This is a genomic window from Streptococcus criceti HS-6 (assembly GCF_000187975.2).
In the GTDB taxonomy this organism is placed as follows: Bacteria; Bacillota; Bacilli; order Lactobacillales; family Streptococcaceae; genus Streptococcus; species Streptococcus criceti.
In genome coordinates this window covers 559,083-580,456 of sequence record NZ_AEUV02000002.1, presented here as the reverse complement: position 1 = coordinate 580,456, position 21,374 = coordinate 559,083, and the positions used below count along the sequence as shown (strand labels likewise).

The 21,374-nt window shown below is 42.2% G+C and carries 14 protein-coding genes, 1 tRNA gene, 1 rRNA gene and 1 pseudogene; 3 read left to right on the top strand and 14 right to left on the bottom strand.

Features of this window, described 5'->3' with window-relative positions; all coding sequences use genetic code 11:
* Positions 1-49: 49 nt before the first annotated feature.
* From STRCR_RS02900 to rpmB, 8 genes are all read right to left on the bottom strand, one after another.
* A 16S ribosomal RNA gene (locus STRCR_RS02900) occupies positions 50-1,606 on the bottom strand.
* 392 nt (positions 1,607-1,998) lie between these two features.
* Entirely contained in the window at positions 1,999-4,500 is a 2,502-nt protein-coding gene (gene leuS, locus STRCR_RS02895) for a leucine--tRNA ligase (protein ID WP_004229481.1), read from the bottom strand.
* A 144-nt stretch (positions 4,501-4,644) separates the two neighbouring features.
* Complete coding sequence (gene ilvC, locus STRCR_RS02890) at positions 4,645-5,667, bottom strand: ketol-acid reductoisomerase (protein WP_004228024.1); 1,023 nt, start codon at positions 5,665-5,667, stop codon at positions 4,645-4,647.
* Positions 5,668-5,735: 68 nt separating this feature from the next.
* Entirely contained in the window at positions 5,736-6,218 is a 483-nt protein-coding gene (ilvN, locus tag STRCR_RS02885; protein WP_004226495.1) for an acetolactate synthase small subunit, read from the bottom strand.
* Positions 6,211-7,914: an acetolactate synthase large subunit gene (locus STRCR_RS02880; protein ID WP_004225373.1), complete on the bottom strand. Its 1,704-nt coding sequence runs from the start codon at positions 7,912-7,914 to the stop codon at positions 6,211-6,213. The genes ilvN and STRCR_RS02880 overlap by 8 nt, the downstream gene beginning before the upstream one ends.
* Before the next feature lie 459 nt (positions 7,915-8,373).
* Positions 8,374-10,044 carry a DAK2 domain-containing protein gene (locus STRCR_RS02875; protein ID WP_004226109.1) on the bottom strand — a complete coding sequence of 557 codons (1,671 nt, stop codon included), beginning with the start codon at positions 10,042-10,044 and terminating at the stop codon, positions 8,374-8,376.
* The gene (locus STRCR_RS02870; RefSeq protein ID WP_004229225.1) at positions 10,044-10,409 is read right to left on the bottom strand and encodes an Asp23/Gls24 family envelope stress response protein; all 366 of its coding nucleotides are present in this window, start codon (positions 10,407-10,409) and stop codon (positions 10,044-10,046) included. The genes STRCR_RS02875 and STRCR_RS02870 overlap by 1 nt, the downstream gene beginning before the upstream one ends.
* Before the next feature lie 375 nt (positions 10,410-10,784).
* On the bottom strand, positions 10,785-10,973 hold the full coding sequence (gene rpmB, locus STRCR_RS02865; RefSeq protein ID WP_002960104.1) for a 50S ribosomal protein L28: 189 nt from the start codon (positions 10,971-10,973) through the stop codon (positions 10,785-10,787).
* Between the two features lie 163 nt (positions 10,974-11,136).
* Here rpmB and STRCR_RS02860 point away from each other — a divergent pair, with 163 nt between their 5' ends.
* A complete protein-coding gene (locus STRCR_RS02860) occupies positions 11,137-12,465 on the top strand; it encodes a hypothetical protein (RefSeq protein WP_004227568.1) in 1,329 nt (442 codons plus the stop codon).
* Between the two features lie 249 nt (positions 12,466-12,714).
* Here the strand turns inward: STRCR_RS02860 and STRCR_RS02855 are convergent, their stop codons facing one another.
* Positions 12,715-13,596 (bottom strand): class II fructose-bisphosphate aldolase, encoded by an 882-nt coding sequence (locus STRCR_RS02855; protein ID WP_004229704.1) that lies wholly within the window; start codon positions 13,594-13,596, stop codon positions 12,715-12,717.
* Between the two features lie 153 nt (positions 13,597-13,749).
* Positions 13,750-13,835 (bottom strand) — tRNA-Leu (locus STRCR_RS02850).
* Positions 13,836-14,028: 193 nt separating this feature from the next.
* On the opposite strand from STRCR_RS02850, the pseudogene STRCR_RS02845 reads away from it, so the two are divergent.
* A pseudogene (locus STRCR_RS02845) lies at positions 14,029-14,981 on the top strand (IS30 family transposase).
* A gap of 89 nt (positions 14,982-15,070) precedes the next feature.
* Here STRCR_RS02845 and STRCR_RS02840 read toward each other — a convergent pair.
* The 3 genes from STRCR_RS02840 to tig form a co-directional block, all read right to left on the bottom strand.
* A complete protein-coding gene (locus STRCR_RS02840) occupies positions 15,071-16,675 on the bottom strand; it encodes a CTP synthase (RefSeq protein ID WP_004227377.1) in 1,605 nt (534 codons plus the stop codon).
* A gap of 296 nt (positions 16,676-16,971) precedes the next feature.
* Positions 16,972-17,553 (bottom strand): DNA-directed RNA polymerase subunit delta, encoded by a 582-nt coding sequence (gene rpoE, locus STRCR_RS02835; RefSeq protein WP_004229130.1) that lies wholly within the window; start codon positions 17,551-17,553, stop codon positions 16,972-16,974.
* Between the two features lie 526 nt (positions 17,554-18,079).
* Positions 18,080-19,363, bottom strand: coding sequence for a trigger factor (gene tig, locus STRCR_RS02830; RefSeq protein ID WP_004226590.1), 1,284 nt, complete (start codon positions 19,361-19,363; stop codon positions 18,080-18,082).
* 142 nt (positions 19,364-19,505) lie between these two features.
* Here tig and STRCR_RS02825 point away from each other — a divergent pair, with 142 nt between their 5' ends.
* Positions 19,506-20,372, top strand: a complete 867-nt coding sequence (locus STRCR_RS02825; RefSeq protein ID WP_004227956.1) for a mechanosensitive ion channel family protein — start codon at positions 19,506-19,508, stop codon at positions 20,370-20,372.
* Positions 20,373-20,808: 436 nt separating this feature from the next.
* Here STRCR_RS02825 and STRCR_RS02820 read toward each other — a convergent pair whose 3' ends face one another.
* The gene (locus STRCR_RS02820; protein ID WP_004229400.1) at positions 20,809-21,372 is read right to left on the bottom strand and encodes a TIGR01440 family protein; all 564 of its coding nucleotides are present in this window, start codon (positions 21,370-21,372) and stop codon (positions 20,809-20,811) included.
* Between the last annotated feature and the right edge of the window lie 2 nt (positions 21,373-21,374).

Below are 21,374 nucleotides of genomic sequence, written 5' to 3'. Positions count from 1 at the left end.
TAAAATCAAGTCGCTTTTAAACGCCCTCCGTTACTTAGTTTTTCCTTAGAAAGGAGGTGATCCAGCCGCACCTTCCGATACGGCTACCTTGTTACGACTTCACCCCAATCATCCGTCCCACCTTAGGCGGCTGGCTCCCGAAGGTTACCTCACCGACTTTGGGTGTTACAAACTCTCGTGGTGTGACGGGCGGTGTGTACAAGGCCCGGGAACGTATTCACCGCGGCGTGCTGATCCGCGATTACTAGCGATTCCGACTTCATGGAGGCGAGTTGCAGCCTCCAATCCGAACTGAGATTGGCTTTCAGAGATTAGCTTGCCGTCACCGGCTTGCGACTCGTTGTACCAACCATTGTAGCACGTGTGTAGCCCAGGTCATAAGGGGCATGATGATTTGACGTCATCCCCACCTTCCTCCGGTTTATTACCGGCAGTCTCGCTAGAGTGCCCAACTCAATGATGGCAACTAACAATAAGGGTTGCGCTCGTTGCGGGACTTAACCCAACATCTCACGACACGAGCTGACGACAACCATGCACCACCTGTCACCGATGTACCGAAGTAACTCCCTATCTCTAGGGATGGCATCGGGATGTCAAGACCTGGTAAGGTTCTTCGCGTTGCTTCGAATTAAACCACATGCTCCACCGCTTGTGCGGGCCCCCGTCAATTCCTTTGAGTTTCAACCTTGCGGTCGTACTCCCCAGGCGGAGTGCTTAATGCGTTAGCTCCGGCACTGAGTCCCGGAAAGGACCCAACACCTAGCACTCAGCGTTTACGGCGTGGACTACCAGGGTATCTAATCCTGTTCGCTACCCACGCTTTCGAGCCTCAGCGTCAGTTACAGACCAGAGAGCCGCTTTCGCCACCGGTGTTCCTCCATATATCTACGCATTTCACCGCTACACATGGAATTCCACTCTCCCCTTCTGCACTCAAGTTTAACAGTTTCCAAAGCAAACATTGGTTGAGCCAATGCCTTTAACTTCAGACTTACTAAACCGCCTGCGCTCGCTTTACGCCCAATAAATCCGGACAACGCTCGGGACCTACGTATTACCGCGGCTGCTGGCACGTAGTTAGCCGTCCCTTTCTGGTAAGATACCGTCACTTGAGTAACTTTCCACTCTACTCAACGTTCTTCTCTTACAACAGAGCTTTACGATCCGAAAACCTTCTTCACTCACGCGGCGTTGCTCGGTCAGGGTTCCCCCCATTGCCGAAGATTCCCTACTGCTGCCTCCCGTAGGAGTCTGGGCCGTGTCTCAGTCCCAGTGTGGCCGTTCACCCTCTCAGGTCGGCTATGTATCGCAGCCTAGGTAGGCCTTTACCCTACCTACTAGCTAATACAACGCAGGTCCATCTGATAGTGGTGCCATTGCACCTTTCAAGTCATTAACATGAGTTAATCACTATTATGCGGTATTAGCTATCGTTTCCAATAGTTATCCCCCGCTACCAGGCAGGTTACCTACGCGTTACTCACCCGTTCGCGACTCTTCTTCCTTGTGAGTGCAAGCACTCGGTAAAAAAGAAGCGTTCCACTTGCATGTATTAGGCACGCCGCCAGCGTTCGTCCTGAGCCAGGATCAAACTCTCATTAATGCTAGTTTGTCCGGCTAAGCACTCTGGCTTATCCGTTTATTGTTCCTTGACAGGTTAATCTCTTAACCCGCACGTCTTGGTTCGTCTCTATTCAGTTCTCAAAGGTCTTGTCCCCTGTCGAGGACAGCTCCTTTATTCTAGCAAACACCTACCGCTCTGTCAATACTTTTTTATTATTTTTTTAGTGATTCCTGTTCAAAGTTATGTCAAGCCCGGCTGGGAAAGGAACAAACCGCCTGAAAGATTATTTTGTAGTGAAATTTATCCAAGGAATGAAGCGTTTTTTACAGTAACTCCTATATTGATAGAGTGGTTAAAGCTAATTTTTAGCGGGTTTTCTGAAAAGCCACTAAAAAATGCAAAAACAGATTCCAAGCGAATCTGTTTGAATTTTATTTAACTACAATGTTAACAAGCTTATTGGGGACTGTGATGACTTTCAAGATATCTTTTCCCTCAACTTCAGCCCTGATCTTATCATCGGCTAAAGCTAGTGCCTGCAGATCTTCTCGCGGAAGGTCTTTAGGGATCATCATCTTGGCTCTAACCTTACCCTTAATCTGCACGACAATTTCAACCTCGGCTTCAACAAGTTTCGATTCATCCCAAGTTGGCCAAGTCACGTAAGAAATAGAATCTCCTGAGCTAGTCAAATTTTGCCACAACTCCTCAGCAATATGCGGAGCAAACGGTGCCAATAATTGAACGAATCCTCGAGCATAATCAATAAAGAGTGTCCCTTCCTTATTAGCTGTATTAACAAAGACCATGAGCTGAGCAATAGCTGTATTAAATTTCATGGCTTCAATCTGTTCAGTTACTGCCTTAACAGTTTCATTGTAAACCTTATCAAGCTTACCATCATTTTCAGCTATAATATCTTTTGTGGTTAAGAGACGATAAACACGGTCGAGGAACTTACGAGATCCTTCAAGACCTTCTTCTGACCAAGCAATCGAGGCATCAAGCGGCCCCATGAACATTTCATAAACACGTAAGGTATCTGCACCATACTGTTCCACGACATCATCCGGATTAACAACGTTCTTGAGGGATTTAGACATCTTAGCTGGTGCCTGCTCCAATTCTTCACCAGTTTCAATATTGAAGAAACTGCCATCGCGCTTTTCAACCTTGTCTGTTGCGACAAGAGCCCCGCGACTATCACGATAGCTAGTCCCCAAAATCATTCCTTGATTAAAGAGTTTCTGGAAAGGCTCCTTGGTTGGAACAATACCTAGGTCGTAGAGGACTTTATGCCAAAAACGGGCGTATAGCAAGTGAAGTACAGCATGCTCAGCCCCGCCAATATAAATATCAACTGGCAACCATGTCTTAAGTAAGTCTTCATCAGCTATTTTTTCATTATTGTGCGGATCGATATATCGCAAATAATACCAGCTTGACCCCGCCCATTGTGGCATGGTATTGGTTTCACGGCGGCCCTTGACACCATCTTCGCGAACCACTTCTAGCCAATCAGTCAAATTTGCCAGCGGCGACTCTCCAGTTCCCGAAGGTTTAATGTTCTTGGTGACAGGCAACACCAATGGTAGCTGGTCTTCTGGTACCGCACTGGAAGTACCATCCTCCCAATGGATAATTGGAATGGGTTCACCCCAGTAACGTTGACGGCTAAAGAGCCAGTCTCGCAGACGATAATTGATCTGCCTCTTACCAAATCCCTTTTCTTCTAAAAACTCGATAATTTTATCAATCGCTTCTTCCTTATTTAAACCATCAAGAAAGTCAGAATTAATGTGTGGCCCATCTTCTGTCCAAGCCTCTTTTTCAACATCCCCACCCTGAAGAACAGGAATAATATCCAGACCGAATTTCTTCGCGAATTCCCAGTCACGCATATCATGAGCTGGAACAGCCATAATGGCTCCTGTTCCATAACTAGCTAAGACGTAATCTGAAATCCAGATTGGAATGTGACGACCATTGACAGGGTTAATGGCATAGGCACCAGTCCAGACTCCCGTCTTATCCTTATTGAGATCAGTCCGAGCTAGATCGGATTTGAGGCTGGCTTCATGCTTATAATCAGCAACTGCCTGAGCCTGTTCTGGGCTAGTGATGACATCAACCAGCTCATGCTCTGGCGCCATCACTGCATAGGTAGCGCCAAAAAGGGTATCAGGACGAGTAGTAAAGACTGTAAAGCTCTTATCCGTTCCAGCCACCTGAAAGTCAACATGAGCTCCGACTGATTTACCAATCCAATTGCGTTGCATTTCTTTGATGGATTCTGGCCAATCGAGCTCGTCTAAATCCTGCAGAAGACGCTCCGCATAAGCAGTAATTTTCAACATCCATTGTTTCATGGGTTTGCGGACAACAGGATAACCACCACGCTCAGACGTGCCGTCAGGAAGAACTTCTTCATTAGCGATAGCTGTACCCAATTCCTCAACCCAGTTAACAGGGACCTCTGCTTCATAGGCTAAACCATTTTCATATAGCTTAGTAAAAATCCATTGGGTCCACTTGTAATAATCAGGATCGGTTGTATTGATTTCGCGGTCCCAATCATAAGAAAAGCCCAAGCTGTTGATTTGACGCTTGAAATTAGCGATATTTTCTGCCGTAAAATCGGCTGGGTCATTCCCTGTATCCATAGCGTATTGCTCGGCTGGAAGACCAAAAGCATCCCAACCCATTGGGTGAAGGACATTGTAACCTTGAGCACGCTTATAACGACTGAGGATATCTGTCGCCGTATAACCTTCTGGGTGGCCAACGTGCAGACCAGCTCCTGAAGGATAAGGAAACATATCTAAGGCATAAAAGTTAGGTTTGGAGCTATCGGTCCCTGTCTTAAAAGTCTCATGCTCAGCCCAATATTTCTGCCATTTGTGTTCAATTTCTTTGTGATTGTAGAAAGTCATAGAGTATCTCTCCATCTTAATATAGTCCCGTTTATTATAACATTTTCAGTATATTTTTAAAGGCCAGTTTCGCCCTCTACGCTAGCTCAACCTCTTCAAGAAAAAAGAAGGCTATCGCCTTCTCTATCTACTAACAGGATTAAATCATTCATAAATCTTGAAAGCATCGTCATCATTTTGGTTGACAAATGGCATAGCCTTACGCAATTCTGCCCCAATTTTTTCGATTTCAAGATTTTCAGCTTCTTCACGATAAGCTTTCAAGCGCGGGAAACCTGCATCGTGATCTTCAACAAATTCTTTTGCAAATTTGCCAGATTGGATATCTTTAAGGGCTGCCTTCATGTTTTCCTTAACTTCTGGTCCAATGACACGTGGACCAGTTACAAAGTCACCAAATTCGGCAGTATTTGAACATGATTGACGCATCTTCTTGAAACCACCTTCATAAATGAGATCAACAATCAATTTCATTTCATGAAGGACTTCAAAGTAAGCTAATTGAGGCGCATAGCCCGCTTCAGTTAAAACTTCAAAACCAGCCTCAATCAAATGAGTCAAACCACCCATCAGAACAGTTTGTTCGCCAAAGAGATCTTCTTCAGTTTCTTCCTTGAAGCTGGTAGTCAAGAGTCCAACACGAGCAGAACCAAGCCCCTTAGCCCATGACATAGCGATTTCTTGTGCATGACCGGTTGGATTTTGATAAACAGCATAGAGAGATGGAACACCAAAACCTTCTGTATATGTGCGGCGAACCAAGTGCCCTGGCCCCTTAGGAGCAACCATGAAGACATCAACATCTTCTGGCGCCTTAATATAACCGAAGTGAATATTGAAACCATGGGCAAAACCAAGAGCATTGCCAGAAGACAAATTCGGTGCAATTTCCTTAGCATAGATATCTTTTTGAATTTCATCCGGTGCCAAAACCATGATGATATCAGCTAGTTTAGTTGCTTCTCCAACCTCATAAACATCAAAGCCGTCTTCCTTAGCTTTATCAAACGACTTACCATGACGCACACCAATGATGACATCATAACCTGAATCACGCAGGTTTTGAGCATGAGCATGACCTTGTGAACCATAACCCACAACAGCAATTTTCTTTCCCGCAAGGGCGTCAACTGTTACATCTTTTTCGTATTCCATTTCTACTGCCATAATAAAGTTCTCTTTTCTAAAAATATATTTTTACTAAACTAGCAAACTAGCATTGGTAAGGGAGATTTTTAGGACAAATCTCGTGAAAAACCTGTTGCTCCTGTTCGAGCAATGTTTTTAATGCCATAAGGTTCAACCACTCGCAAGAGGGCATCAATCTTATTAGCATCTCCTGTCACCTGAATAGTGATAGATTTTAAAGCTACATCAATAACACTAGCTCTGAAAGGCTGAATAACAGCTAAAATTTCCGCCCGCTTATGAGCTGGAGCTGCCAACTTAATTAAAATGACTTCCCGTTCCAGATGCGGGATATCTGTAATGTCACGTACCCGAATAACATCAATTAAACGATTGAGCTGCTTGATGATGAGATCAGTTTCTTCCAAACTAGAGACATCGACAATAACGGTGATACGAGTAATCCCCTCTTCTTCAGTATGCCCTGCTGAAACTGCCTCAATATTAATTTGCTTTCTCAGAAGGACACCCGTAAAGCGATTAAGGACACCAGCTGTGTTGCGAAGCCTCGCTGTTAACATTCTACGCATCGAAGGTCACCCCCATCATCTCAGCATTTGATTTCCCAGATGGAACCATCGGATAGACATGCTCACGATTGGAGATATTCACCTCAATTAACATAGGCTTGTTTTCGGTAATAACCTGCAAATCCTCTCCCAAGGTCTTGGGATTAGAGAACTGATAATGGGAGATACCATAGGCCTCAGCCAAAAGTTGGAAGTTTGGTTCATCATCAAAAGTTGATTCACTGCGCCGTTCATCATAAAAGGACTCCTGCCATTGGCGAACCATACCCAAGGAATGATTGTTGATAAGAACCACCTTAATTGGCAGGCCATAACCATTGAGGATAGCCAATTCCTGATTGGTCATTTGGAAACCACCATCCCCAACAAAGAGAATAACCTCCTTGTCAGGATTAGCCAGCTTGGCACCGACTGCAGCCGGAATACCAAAGCCCATAGTGCCTAGACCGCCTGAAGTGATGAGCTGACGCTCATTTTGGTAGGGATAAAATTGAGCCGCCCACATCTGATGCTGACCGACATCAGTCACTACAATAGCTTCCCCTTTGGTTAACTTACCAATGATCTCAATAGCATGCTGAGGTTTAATGATGGTTTCATCAAACTTGTAGGAGAAAGGAGCCTTAACCTTATTAGCCAAAACTTCCTTAGTCCAATCATCATGCCTCGTCTTGACTTCCTCCTCAGCTAGCAACAAACTCAGGGTCTCCTTAGCATCCCCAACGATAGGGATATCGGTCTTAACAACCTTTCCAATCTCAGCTGCATCAATATCAACATGAGCAACTAAGGCGTTCTTAGCAAAGGTCTTTGGATTGCCGGTCAAACGATCAGCAAAACGTGAACCGAAATTGATCATAAAATCGCAGTGAGTCATGGCCATGTTGGAAGCATAGGAACCATGCATCCCACCCATACCAAGAGCCAGAGGATGGGAAACAGGAATAGTCCCCAAACTCAAAAGGGTCGAGACAACTGGGATGTTATATCTTTCCGCAAAAGCAATCAGTTCCTGAGAAGCTCCAGCATAGTTTACACCACCTCCAGCAATAATTAGAGGCCTCTTAGCTCGCTTAAGCTGATTCAAAAGTTTCTTAACCTGCAAGCCATTGGGTTCAACCTTGGGCTGATAGCTAGGCAAATTTAGACTTGGATCGTTGTAGCCAGTCACCCTAGTCTCGGCTATATTCTTAGGTAAATCAACAACGACAGGCCCTGGTCTCCCAGTAGTCGCAATGTGAACCGCTTCGGTAACAATCCGAGGAATATCAGCCGTATCACGAATCTGATAATTATACTTAGTAATGGGCATGGTAATTCCGACAATATCAGCTTCCTGAAAGGCATCCTTACCGATTCCAGCCATACCAACCTGTCCAGTAAAAATCAACATGGGAACACTGTCGCTCATACCATCCGCAATCCCTGTGATAGCATTAGTTGCTCCAGGACCACTCGTAACGACCGCCACACCAATCTTACCTGTTGATTTGGCAAAGCCTTCAGCCTCATGGAGAGCCCCTTGCTCATGACGAGCAAGGATATGCTGGATATCATCATGTTGATAAATAGCATCGTATAACGGGAGTACAGCTCCACCGGGGTAGCCAAAAATAGTTTTAATGCCTAAACTCACCAAGGTATCTAAAAGTAAATCAGAGCCGGTCTTGGCTTGTTTTAAAGTTATTTGGTTCATATTACCCCCTTTATCTGAATTTTACGGATTTTTCTAAAAATTCAAAAATCTTGTACTTATAATAACATTTTCAGAAAATAATGCAAGCCTAAAATTAGAAAAATTTGTTCAGTCCTCTTCAAAAATAGCCTATAAAAAGAGAGTGCGGGACAACGAAATCAATTTCTATCAATTTCTTCGAAATACTGATTTCTTATACGTAATCTTCAAAGATTACAATGTTTTGCGGATGAGAGCGAAGCCAGCATGGCTGTTTGTCCCATTCTCTTAGCTTTTCTGCTTTGGCCTTGTAGTAACAGGAAAGCCAGCCAGCATGGTTCATTGGCACTAAATGAACTGTGCAGGGGCAAGACTCAGTTGGTGGCCAATAAGTCTTGCTCCCAACCACTGTACCAAGAGTTTATTCCCAAAAAGGAAGACTGGACAAGTTTTGCCCAGTCTCTAGATATTCTAATAAACTTACTCAACACTCATCAAGTATGGATAAACTGGCTGGTCACCCCGGTGAACTTCAACCTCAATATCTTCATAACTAGTTTTTAAGTTCTCCGCCAATTTATTAACAACTTCTTCTTGACCATCTTGACCGATATAGACAGCGACAATTTCACTGTCTTCACCAATCATTTTATCAAGAGTTGTAAGCAGGGCTACTTCCATATCAGGATTAGAAACAACAATCTTACCATCAACCATGCCCAAGATATCATCCTTGTGGATGTCCAGACCATCAATACTAGTATCACGAACAGCCAAAGTCACACTACCACTGACAACATCAGCTAGACTGGCTGACATGGCAGCTGCATTCTCTTCTAAAGAATTGTCAGAATTAAAGGCTAGAAGACTGGTTAAACCTTGGGGAATCGTTCGACTTTCAATAACAGCTGCAGGAATATCAACCACCTCAACTGCGGACTGGGCTGCCATAAAAATATTTTTATTATTCGGTAAGATGATAACATTTTTGACATTGAGAGACTCAATAGTCTTAACGATATCTTCAGTCGATGGGTTCATAGTTTGCCCCCCTGAGATGATAGCGTCAACACCTTGAGATTTAAAAATCTCCGCCAAACCATCACCAGCTACAACAGCAATCAAACCAAATTCTTTTGCAGGAACTTCCGGCGCGACCTCTTGACCGGCCTCTTTTTCCAACTGAGCTTCATGTTGTCCTCGCATATTGTCAACCTTGACCTTAACCAAGGCACCATACTTTAAGCCTTCTTGCATAACCAAACCAGGATCTTCAGTATGGACATGAACCTTGACGATTTCATCATCATTAACAACTAGGAGGGAATCCCCAAGTTCATTGAGATAATTACGAAAAGCATCATAATCAAAATCCTTAACGTAAGTAGGTCCCTTACGGAGAGCCACCATGATTTCAGTACAATAACCGTACTTGATATCCTCAGTCGCCACATGACCCGCGACCGATTTATGGTGCTCTGCATTAATCATTTCGCTCATGTTAGCTGGCGTAGCTCGAAACTCTTCCGAAGCAATGTAGTCCCCCGTCAAAGCGGACAGGAAGCCTTCATAAATAAAGACCAAACCTTGACCACCAGAGTCTACTACACCGACCTCTTTCAAAACCGGTAACATATCTGGTGTCTTAGCCAAGGCCGCCCTAGCACCATCAAGGGCTGCTCGCATGACCTCTACAGCATCATTAGTTGTTTCCGCCTTTTTCAGAGCTGCGGTAGCCGCTCCACGTGAGACAGTCAAAATTGTCCCTTCGACAGGCTTCATCACTGCCTTATAGGCAACTTCTACCCCTGATTGAAAGGCTTCTGCCAGAGCTTTACCATCTAACTCTTCCTTATCTTTGATAGCTTGGCTAAATCCACGGAACAGTTGCGAGGTAATGACACCAGAATTTCCGCGTGCTCCCATCAAGAGACCCTTAGACAAAATCTGACCGACTTGACCAACAGTTGAAGCTGGTTGATCAGCAACTGCCTTCGCTCCATTTTCAATGGTCATCCCCATATTGGTTCCTGTATCACCATCAGGAACTGGAAAAACATTCAAAGAATTAACATATTCTGCTTGATTTCCAAGACGAGTCGCAGCTGCCTGCACCATTTCTTGAAATAAGCTCGTTGTAATATTTGGCACTAATCTTCTCCTACAACTTTAATATTTTGAATATAGACATTAACAACATTGGCATGAATACCAAGTTGATTTTCTAGATTAAACTTCACGCGTTCTTGAATATTCTTAGAAACTTCACTGATTTTAACACCGTAACTCATCACCGTGTAAACATCCACAGTAATACCATCTTCCATCGATTTAACAACAACACCCTTAGAATAGTTTTCTTTACGTAGCAATGCTTGAAAATTATCTTTGATGGCACTCTTACTAGCCATCCCGACTACCCCAAAAATTTCTGTCGCTGAACCTCCGACAACCGTCGCGATAACATCATCAGATAGTTCAATCTGACCATCTTTCGTATTAATTTTTACAGTCATCCTCTTACCTCACAAGTTTTTATCACCTTATTCTATCATAAACCCTAGCTAAAGTACAAAGATACAAGGGAGCAACTTACACTTACCGAAACGCTAAAACACTTGGCAATAACACCAATCACTGGGGATAAGCTGGCTGCTTCCTTTGCTAACTTTGATTAATAAATATTATCGCCCCTTCATCTCCGTATCATAAGATCTTCAATTATTTTAATAAAGAGGAACTTACCTAAGTACTAAAGTCCTCAATCATCAATGTCAACCATTAAAGAAAAAATTATCACTTCTCAAGTGTCTGTCATTCCCCAAAACAACTAACATAGTCTTATACTAAAGGTAAAAAGAGCAAGAAAAAAAGAGCCCTTGGGCTCCTCATTAAACACGTTCCACTTTTCCTGATTTAAGGGCACGAGCTGAAGCCCAAACTTTTTTAGGCTTACCATCAACAAGGATAGTAACCTTCTGCAAGTTTGGCTTAACGGCACGTTTAGTTTTGTTCATTGCATGTGAACGGTTATTGGCTGATTTTGTTTTACGGCCTGTGAAATAACATACTTTTGCCATTGATCTGTTTTCCTCCTACTTAGTCTAAGGGTGAATCCACCACATACCGTAGTATTGTAGCAAAATTCAAGCCATTTGACAATAGGCACTGCAATTATTTTTATCGCTTGTACTTCATCATCAGAGTACTATAATGATTATCAATAGGAAGTGGGTGAATTTGATGAATGCAATAATCAAAAATGCTGGAGCTGCTCTAGGAGAAGCCTCAGCAGAAGGTGCTGTCATTGTTCCAAATGTTATTTTTGCAGGTTTATTATACCCGCATTATGGTCAGTACCGTTTCTTGCTTCCTTTTGTATTGTTATACTCATTTGAAAAAGCTGGAACCTTTGCCTTGCAAGGTTTTGGAGAAATTAAAAATTCATATAAAGTTTTAAGATACAGCCTTTTGCTAACACTCTTAGGATGTTGTTCTTGCCTATTAGGAGAGATTCATTTTATATTTTGGGAAGTCGGAGCCATTTTAATAGGATTGGGACTATCTAACTACAACGCCCTCTTTAAGACAATCAAAAGCCTTTTAAAAGAAGAAAATAAATGGAAAGGGAAAGGAGCCTTAGTTAAGGGCTATCTTATCTTAGGAATCACGATTGTTTTACTCTTATATCTCCGTCATACTGCTATAACACTGGTATTTGCTCTTTGGTTACTCCCTTTAGGTGTGTTATATATTTTCATCTACCAGCTTGAGCAAGAACAGGGAACACAGATAAGGGCTGCTTTTGCCAAAAAAAGAAGATCCTGGTTACATTTCTTACCGGCCATTTGTATGCTGCTGTTTTCCTTTTTTACAAGATTATTAAAACAAACGGCAGATGCCCATTATATTTTGGACATAGGTTTTGCTTTGTGCTTATTTCTGATTGTCGGACTGGCTCTCAGTCCTTTACACTTCTCCTTTCGGACTGTATCTACCATGTGGTTTGGCGCCGCAAGAAATTTCATAGTCATTTACAGCCTCATCTACTTTATAGCTATTAACAAACTCTATATGGTTGGACTTTCTTATATCATGCTTGTTTTAGGCTTGCTTTTATCAATGATGATAAGAAGGAAGTTTAAAGCGACCATAGATGACCGACAGTTATTGGCTATCTCCCTAATCAGTAGTATTATAAGCTTCCTACTTCTCCTACCACCTGCAACCTACCTCATTGGAGTCCTTCTAAGCTGTACTTTTATTGCCACTGGTAACCACTTAGTCTTGCAAGACTATACTAAAGATAAAACTTTACCGTTTTTAGAAAGAAGAATTAAACGTTCTCAATACTATGGGCTCGGTGCTATTATCCAACAAGTTGTTTTATTGTCAACACTCATAGTAGTATCTTGGATTAAGGACCACAATTCAGCCTTGAGTGTCTACGCACTTTCTAGCGATATCAGCAATATAGCAGGGAGTTTCTTCTATACAAAATTAATTTGCTTAGCCTCCATTGGACTAGCGGGCAGCATTTTAGCAGGACTGGCTTTAAAGCCTAAAAATTGATATAAACTCAAAAATAGAAACTAAAATTCAAAAAATGCTTTAAGCGTTCATACAAACCTAAAGTATTTTAAAGACACTCATCTTTAACCGCAGCCTTCAGACCTGCAACCTACACGCTACAAACGCCTCTATCAACAACTAACAGCGATATCTCTCTACTGATTTTGTCAATCTTATTCTTTTTTGAAAACAAAGAAAGCCCGCGCTATATACACGGACTTTTTTAGTATAAACTCAACACAATTACAATTAAGCTTTACCTTCTGAACCAAATACGTCGATACGTTCTTCAACAGCTTCTGTGATAGCTTCGAAACCAGGTTTCAAGAATTTACGTGGGTCAAAGAGTTTCTTCTTCATGTATTCAGCTTCGTTAGCATCAAATTCATGAACGAATTCACGAGTTGCTTTACAGAAGGCCAATTGACATTCAGTGTTTACATTTACCTTAGCCACACCAAGCTTGATAGCAGCTTGGATTTGATCATCAGGAATACCTGAACCACCGTGCAATACGATTGGGAAGTTAGGGACAGCCGCAACCAATTTTTCAAGGTGATCAAGATGAAGACCTTTCCAGTTTTCAGGATAAGGACCGTGGATGTTACCAATACCTGCAGCCAAGAAGTCTACACCGGTAGCAACCATTGCCTTAGCATCTTCGATTGGTGCCAATTCACCATCACCGATAATTCCGTCTTCTTCACCACCGATAGTACCAACTTCGGCTTCGACAGAAACACCCTTAGCATGTGCTTTTTCAACAACAACTTTAGCTTTTTCAAGGTTTTCTTCAATTGGAAGGTGTGAACCATCAAACATAACTGAAGTGTAACCTACTTCGATACATTCCAATGCATCTTCATAGTGACCATGGTCAAGATGAATAGCAACTGGCACAGTAATTCCCATTGATTCTACAAGATTTTCAATAAGATTCTTACATACCTTGTAACCACCCATGTATTTAGCAGCACCCATAGAAGTTTGAATAAGAACAGGGGCTTGTTTAGCTTCTGCGGCACGCAAAATTGCTTGAGTCCATTCAAGGTTGTTTGTGTTAAATCCACCAACTGCATAACCATTGTCACGAGCTGCTTGGACAAATTTTTCTGCTGAAACGATTGCCATTATAAAGGCCTCCTATTTATTTTTCGGGTTAACCCGTTTACACCGTTAATTCTAGCACAAATTAGTCTAAAAAACTAGCCTTAATCAGACTTGGAAGCGTTTTCTAGAGCTCGTACAAAATAAAAAAGAACCAACCTCAGTCGATTCTTGCAATGCGGAAAGAGGGACTTGAACCCTCACAGCCTAAAGCGGCCACAGGATCCTTAGTCCTGCGCGTCTGCCAATTCCGCCATTTCCGCTACTCTTACAACAGAACTTATTATATCAAGGGAGATTTTTCTTGTCAATAATATTTTTCAATTTTTTCAGAAACCCTTCAAAATAGAACATTAAGGAAAGTTCTAAAATGAAGTTAGCCACCTAAGAGTATCAAAAAACATCTCAGAGAGATATAATTGTAATCACCACAATAACAATTAGAAAGACTCTGAGATGCAAAACTATTATACACCAAAAAGTAAACATTTGACACTAACTGAACGTAGAATAATTGAACGTTGGCTTCAAGAAGGGCTCTCAAATCGTGAAATCGCTAGGAGATTGGCTAAAGCTCCTCAAACCATTCACAACGAAGTCAAACGTGGTCAGGTTAGACAACAAGTGCGTAAAGGAAAATTTGAGGTGATCTACTCAGCTGACTTCGCCCAAAAAGCCTATCAAAACAATCGTAAACGTTCTGTTAAACAAGTCTCCCTGACCAAGGGACTCAAAGAAAAGATAACTCACTACATCAAACAGAATATTCTCCTGAGATGATAGTAAAGGCAAAAGGATTACCTGTTCCCATCTCCACTATTTACTACTGGATTCATCATGGACACTTAGGATTGACTAAAGCTGACATGCTTTATCCTCGCAAGGAGAAAACTAAGAAAAAGCATGCCAGTCCCAACTTTAAGCCAGCTGGAAAGTCTATCGAGGAACGACCAGAAAGCATTAACAAGCGTGAGAATGTTGGTGATTTTGAAATTGATACGGTTATTCAAACTCGGGCAAAAAACGAGTGCCTGTTGACTCTAACGGATAGAAAGAGTCGTTATCAAATCATTCGACTCATTCCCGATAAGTCCACGTCTTCAGTCAATCAAGCTCTGAAAGCAATCCTCAGGGATTATCAAATTAACTCTATCACAGCTGATAACGGGGCTGAATTCAGTCGTTTAGCAGAAGTTTTTGACCCTGCTCATATCTACTATGCCCACCCCTATTCTTCTTGGGAGCGTGGAACTAATGAGAATCATAATAGACTCATCCGGCGCTGGTTGCCTAAGGGAAGCAAAAATGCGACTCAACAACAAGTCGCATTTATTGAAAACTGGATTAACAACTATCCAAAGAAACTATTCAATTATAAATCTCCTAAAGAGTTTTTACAGACTGGCTAACTTGAACTTGAAATTTAGTAAATAGAACATTAAAAGCGATAAGAAAACTCCAGCCAAAGGCTAGAGTCTTCTTCAAATAACTTTACTTTTTATTTAGCATTTTCAACCGCTGCTGTAACAAAGGCCGTATAAAGTTCTTCGGCACGATTAGGACGGCTCTGCAATTCTGGATGATACTGGGCTGCTACGAAAAATTTCTTATCAGGCAGTTCTACCACTTCCATCAAGCGGTTATCTGGCGATACTCCAGAGAATACAAAACCAGCTGCCTCAAAATCTTCCCGATACTTCGTGTTAAATTCATACCGGTGGCGATGACGGCGCTGCACAACCTCTTGATTATCATAAGCCGCAGCTGCCTTAGAACCTGGTTTTAATTTACATGGATAGAGGCCCAAACGTAAGGTCCCTCCCATATCTTCTACATCAACCTGATCTCTCATCAGGTCAATCACTGGATAAGAGGTATTAGGGTCCAGCTCTGATGAATTAGCTCCTTCCATATTGAGGACATGGCGGGCAAACTCAACACAGGTCAGCTGCATACCCAGACAGATACCCAGCATAGGGACATCATTTTCCCGAGCATAGCGGATAGTTTGAATTTTACCTTCGGTACCGCGCTGTCCAAAGCCACCTGGCACAATAATCCCGTCGACATCTCCTAGCAGGTCCGCCACATTTTCAGCCGTAACATCATTGGCATTGATCCACTTGAGATCAATAGCTGAATCGTTGACATAACCAGAGTGCTTAAGCGCTTCAACAACAGATAAGTAGGCATCTGGCAACTCAACATACTTTCCAACTAGGGCAATCCGAGTAGTTTTCTTGAGATTGAGAACCTTTTCGACCATAGCTGACCATTCGCTCATATCTGCCTTAGGAACATCCAATTTCAAGTGGTCACAGACAATTTGGTCCATGCCTTGAGCCTGCATATTAAGAGGCACTTGGTAGATGTGGTCAACATCCAAAGATTCAATAACAGCTTCTGGCTCTACATCACAGAATTGCGCTAGCTTATTTTTCACTCCCTGGGTAGCTGGTTGTTCGGCCCGAATAACTAACATATTAGGCTGAATCCCGAGACCACGCAACTCTTTAACAGAGTGTTGGGTAGGCTTAGTCTTCATTTCACCAGCTGCCTTCAAATAAGGCAAGAGGGTCGTGTGGATATACATAACATTATCTGACCCCACATCAGCCTTCATCTGACGCAAAGCTTCTAGAAAGGGTAAACTTTCGATATCCCCAACGGTACCACCAACTTCAGTGATAATAACATCAGAATCCGTGGTAGTAGCTGCCCGCTTAATTTTTTCCTTAAGAGCATCTGTGATATGCGGAATAACCTGAACCGTTGCTCCTAGATATTCACCCTTACGCTCTTTACGAAGGACTTCGCTGTAAATTTTACCAGTGGTAACATTAGAATACTTGTTGAGGTTAATGTCGATGAAACGTTCATAGTGACCGAGATCCAGATCAGTTTCAGCCCCATCATCAGTGACATAAACTTCCCCGTGTTGGTAAGGACTCATAGTTCCAGGATCAATATTAATGTAAGGGTCAAACTTCTGAATGGTCACCTTAAGACCACGATTTTTCAACAGACGCCCCAGACTAGCTGCAACAATCCCTTTACCAATAGAAGAAACCACACCGCCGGTAACAAAAATGTACTTTGTCATACAAACTCCTTCAACTTTATGATTCAGACCGAAACTTATGTTAAAAGTCCCAGCTAATAAAACAAAACAACAAGGGTACAGTACTTTGACTTATTTGGAACAAGCCAAGCTCCCGAAAAAGTTCAAAATACCCAACCATTCAAAAATCAATTAGGCGGGGCAATAGACCCTGCCACATTTAAAGAGCTTTTAAAAAATAAAAATAGCCCCCTATTCAAGTAGGGAGCTCTCCGACCTCTAAAAGAGGTGCCCGATAATTAGTATAGATTATCTGAACTTGTTTGTCAATTGGAAAATCAGTCGTTTTCGACCTCATCTTCGTCATCATCGTCATCCGACTCGTTCAAATCAACGGCATCTTCATCACTAACTTCATCGTCTGGAATAATTTCATTGATTTCAGAATCGTAAGACTCGACTTCTGATTTTTCATCATCAGGATTTTCATCATCGTATTCAGCATCCGTTGGCGTGAAGTTATCCTCATCTTCCGGATCATCATCATTGTAATCAATGGCATCTTCATCACCATCCATGAAGGCATTGACCCGTTTGCGCTTACGTTTTGGAGCATTTTCTCCGTTTTCTTCCAGGGTAATAACTTCTTCATCAATTTCATCAATAGCATACCAAGATCGCAAACCCCAACGATTTTCACCAAGCGGAATAAAGCTACCGTCAGTGTTCAAATCTGAATAGAAAAATGGAAGGGCTTGACGAATGTCCGCATCTGATTTTTCTAAATAATTTTGAATTTCATTAACCAAATCGCTAAAGTACATTTCATGGTCACGTCCACGTGATTCCAAAATTGCACGAGCAACTTCAATCATTGACAATTCACTTTTTTCTTGTCCAGCAAATACTTCTAATTCCAAGGTCTACTCCTTATATTAAGATACAAAGCCGCTAAGCACTTCGAAGAAAATGAGGAACCCGATAAAGGTAACGAAACACCTGATAGGGCGTGTCTATTCTCAGAGAAGTGTAGGTGTGTGTTCAATTGAACAATCTTACAATGCACTAAAGTGATTGCCTAAGCTCCCTGATAACTCCTGACAAAACAGTAGCATTATCCGTCTTATCTCTATGTCGAAATGAAACAAAGCTAGTCAAAACTATTGAAATGACTTGCTACAAGGATTGCTAGGCAATTTGTCCATCTCTTGCTACCCTTTCAGAAAGCATACAAATTCACTTTTATCATTATCTAAGTAACGTCAGCACTTATTATTTTACGCTAAAATTCAACTTTTGTCTATTACTAATTTTTAACCCCACTGTCCCTCTTTTAACGATAAGCCGCGGGTATGCAAGCATAGATTAGACAAATCAATAAGCAATGCTTAAGGTGAGATAAAAAATTGACCGCCAAATGACAGTCAATCTTACCTACTACTAAACTTATTTAACGCTTGCTGAGCTTGTGACAGCTTCGATCGCTTTCTTCATCGTAATATCATGCTTGAGCATGTCAGTTGAAAGAAGGGAACGCACTTGGTCAGCCGGCATATCGTATTCAGCAGCTAAATCCGTAATTTCTTTTTCAATTTCTTCATCAGTCGCATCAAATCCTTCGGCAGCTGCGATTGCTTCAATAACAAGATTAGTACGGACACGTTTGTCAGCATCAGCTTCATATTGTTTATGCAGGTCCTCTTCACTTGTACCAGTCAGCTGATAGTACATTTCAGGAGAGATACCCTGACGCTGCATATTGCTCAAGAACTCATTCATGGCACGATGAACTTCATCGTGAACCATTTCTTCTGGCAATTCAACGATTTCAGCATTTTCTACTGCTTTTTCGATTGCAGCGCCTTCAACAGCGTCATCATAAGCAATTTCTTTAGTAGCTTCCAATTCCTTGCGGTATTTAGCCTTCAATTCCTCAAGTGTTTCTACTTCTTCGTCGATATCTTTAGCTAATTCATCATCAAGTTCTGGAACTTCTTTAGACTTAACTTCATGAACTTTTGTCGCAAAAACTGCATCCTTACCAGCCAAATCTTCAGCTTGGTAATCAGCTGGGAAGGTCACCTTAACCTCAACATCATCGCCAGCCTTAGCACCAACTAATTGTTCTTCAAAGCCCGGAATAAACTGGCCAGAACCAAGCTCAAGCGAGAAGTTATCTCCCTTTCCGCCATCAAATTCTACGCCATCAACAGTTCCGACAAAATCGATTACAACAGTGTCGCCATTTTCAGCCGCAGCATCCTTGATAGTCAACTCTGCCAAATTATTGCGTTCACGCTCAATCTTGTCGTCAACTTCTTGGTCAGAAACTTCCTTGCTTTCATCTACAGAAACTTCAAGGTCCTTGTAGTCCCCTAATTTAACTTCTGGCTTAGTAACAACTTCTGCCTTGATAGTCCAGTCTTGGCCTTTCTCCATTGAGTCAACATCAATTTTTGGTTGAGCAACCACATCAAGGCCGCTCTCTGCAACCGCAGCTTCATAAGCCGCTGGCAAAATAGCATTTAAAGCATCTTCATAAAGAGCTTCTTCGCCAAATTTTTGATTGAAGACAGCACGTGGCAAATGTCCCTTACGGAAACCGGGAACGTTCAAATCTTTTTTTACTTTATTGAAGGCTGTGTCAAGGGCTGGTTGAATTTGTTCTTGACTGATTGTAAATGTAAGCACGCCACGGTTTGTGGCAGTGTTTTCAAATGATACAGACATCTTATTCTCCTTAAAAATCGTAATACACCTTAGTCTATCATAAATCAAGGCTTTTTGGAAGTTTTTTTGTAGGCGGCAATATGAATAAAGCCTGCCAACTCTCTAATTTTTTGCTACACTAGAAAGGCGAAAGGATGTTTCTATGTCAATTTTAATCAAATATTGGGAGTCCCTCCACTTAGAAGATATGGCTGTCAATCTATTATCTAAGGCTGTATCTTTAATACTTCTAATCATCGCCTTCCTTATTGGTAAACAAGTGGCTAACTGGGCTTTTAACAAATTTTTTTCTCATTCCCCGCGGCTCTTAGGGCAGTCTGAAGGGCGGCGCAAAACCTTAATTAAGCTTTTCCATAATATCATGGACTATCTGCTCTATTTTCTCTTAATCTATTGGATTTTAGCCATCATAGGTCTACCAGTCTCCAGCCTATTAGCTGGGGCGGGAATTGCAGGCTTAGCTATTGGTCTTGGAGCTCAAGGATTTTTGTCAGATTTAGTCAACGGTTTTTTCATCCTGATTGAGCGGCAATTTGATGTTGGGGACTCCGTTATTGTAGGCACCGTTGCAGGAACTGTTTCCAGCATCGGCATTCATACAACTGAAATTCGTGGCTTTGACGGAACCCTTCATTTTATTCCCAATCGCCAAATTCTTCTGGTTAGTAACAAATCCCGAGGTGACATCCGAGCACGGATTGAAATTCCAATCTATGCGACAACAAATCTGGACCGAGTTACCCAAATTATCAAAGAAGTCAACGCAGAAGAAATCCCAAATACGCCAGAAATGGTTGGTGTCCCGTCCATCTTAGGCCCTCGAAATTCTACTAACGGCCAATTTGTATTTCGCGTGGATATTTTTGTTCAAAATGGGCAAGAGGAAAAAATTTATTCTAAATTTTTCAGGCTCTACCAAGAGGCTTTGCTCAAAGAAAATATCAGCCTGCCAACACCAAATACTCATATCCTTCCAACACAAACAAGAGAGTGGAACAAACAGCCATGATGACTTCGCTCTCACCCACAAAACATTGTAATCTTTGAAGATTACGTATAAAAAATCAGTAATCGTGATAAAATCACGATTTTGATTTTCCTCGCTCTCTTATTTTAAGGCTCAGGTAGAAATCCTCCACTGGAGCATTTCAATCCCACCTCCGCACAGTTGATTAGGTGGGCCGCTATCCCTTGTGTGGTAGTTAAACAGTCCAGTGGACTATTTGAGGGGTGCCTGACAATGGGACTGCACCCCAAGATGGGCCGCCAATCAGCAGTGGTCCATTGGTGCTAAAGCACCTAATGAACTGTGCAGGGGAAAGACTTCTTGGCAGTACCAACAAGTCTTTCTCCCAACCACTGCGTCAATCTGGTAAATTTAGAACAATGCTAACGAGTCTGGACTTTTGTCCTAGACTCGTTTTATATTAGCCTTAATAATAAACTCATCTCTTGCGAATAGGGTCTGATTTGTACTTAGCTCTAGCCCCTCCAATCAATTTAGGACGACTAGCCAGAGCCGTTACATGAGCGCTTCCGAGCTCACGTTGCAAGGGAATCAAAGGAACTTGAACCCGCTTAACGTGCATCCCGATAAAGGTATCACCAATATCCAGACCAGCGTGAGCGGTAACTTCTTCAACCTCAACTGGGCTCTCCATATAGTCAAAAGCAGCCAATTGACCGCTCCCTCCTGCATGAAGACTAGGAAGGACATTGACAATTTCTAAGTCCTTGCTTTCTGCAACTGCTTCTTCTATGACCAAAGCTCGATTGAGATGTTCGCAGCCCTGAACTGCTAGGTGGATACCTTTAGCCTTGGTTTCTTCCAGAATGGTTTTGACGATGACTTGGCCAACCTCTAGGCTAGATTTTTTTCCAATCAGGCCCCCAACTACTTCGCTGGAAGATAAGCCTAGGACAAAAATTTGTCCTTTTTTAATAGCCGAACGTTCCAAAATATCTCTGATAATGTTTCGCGTTTCCCTTTCCAAAACCTGCAAATCCATAA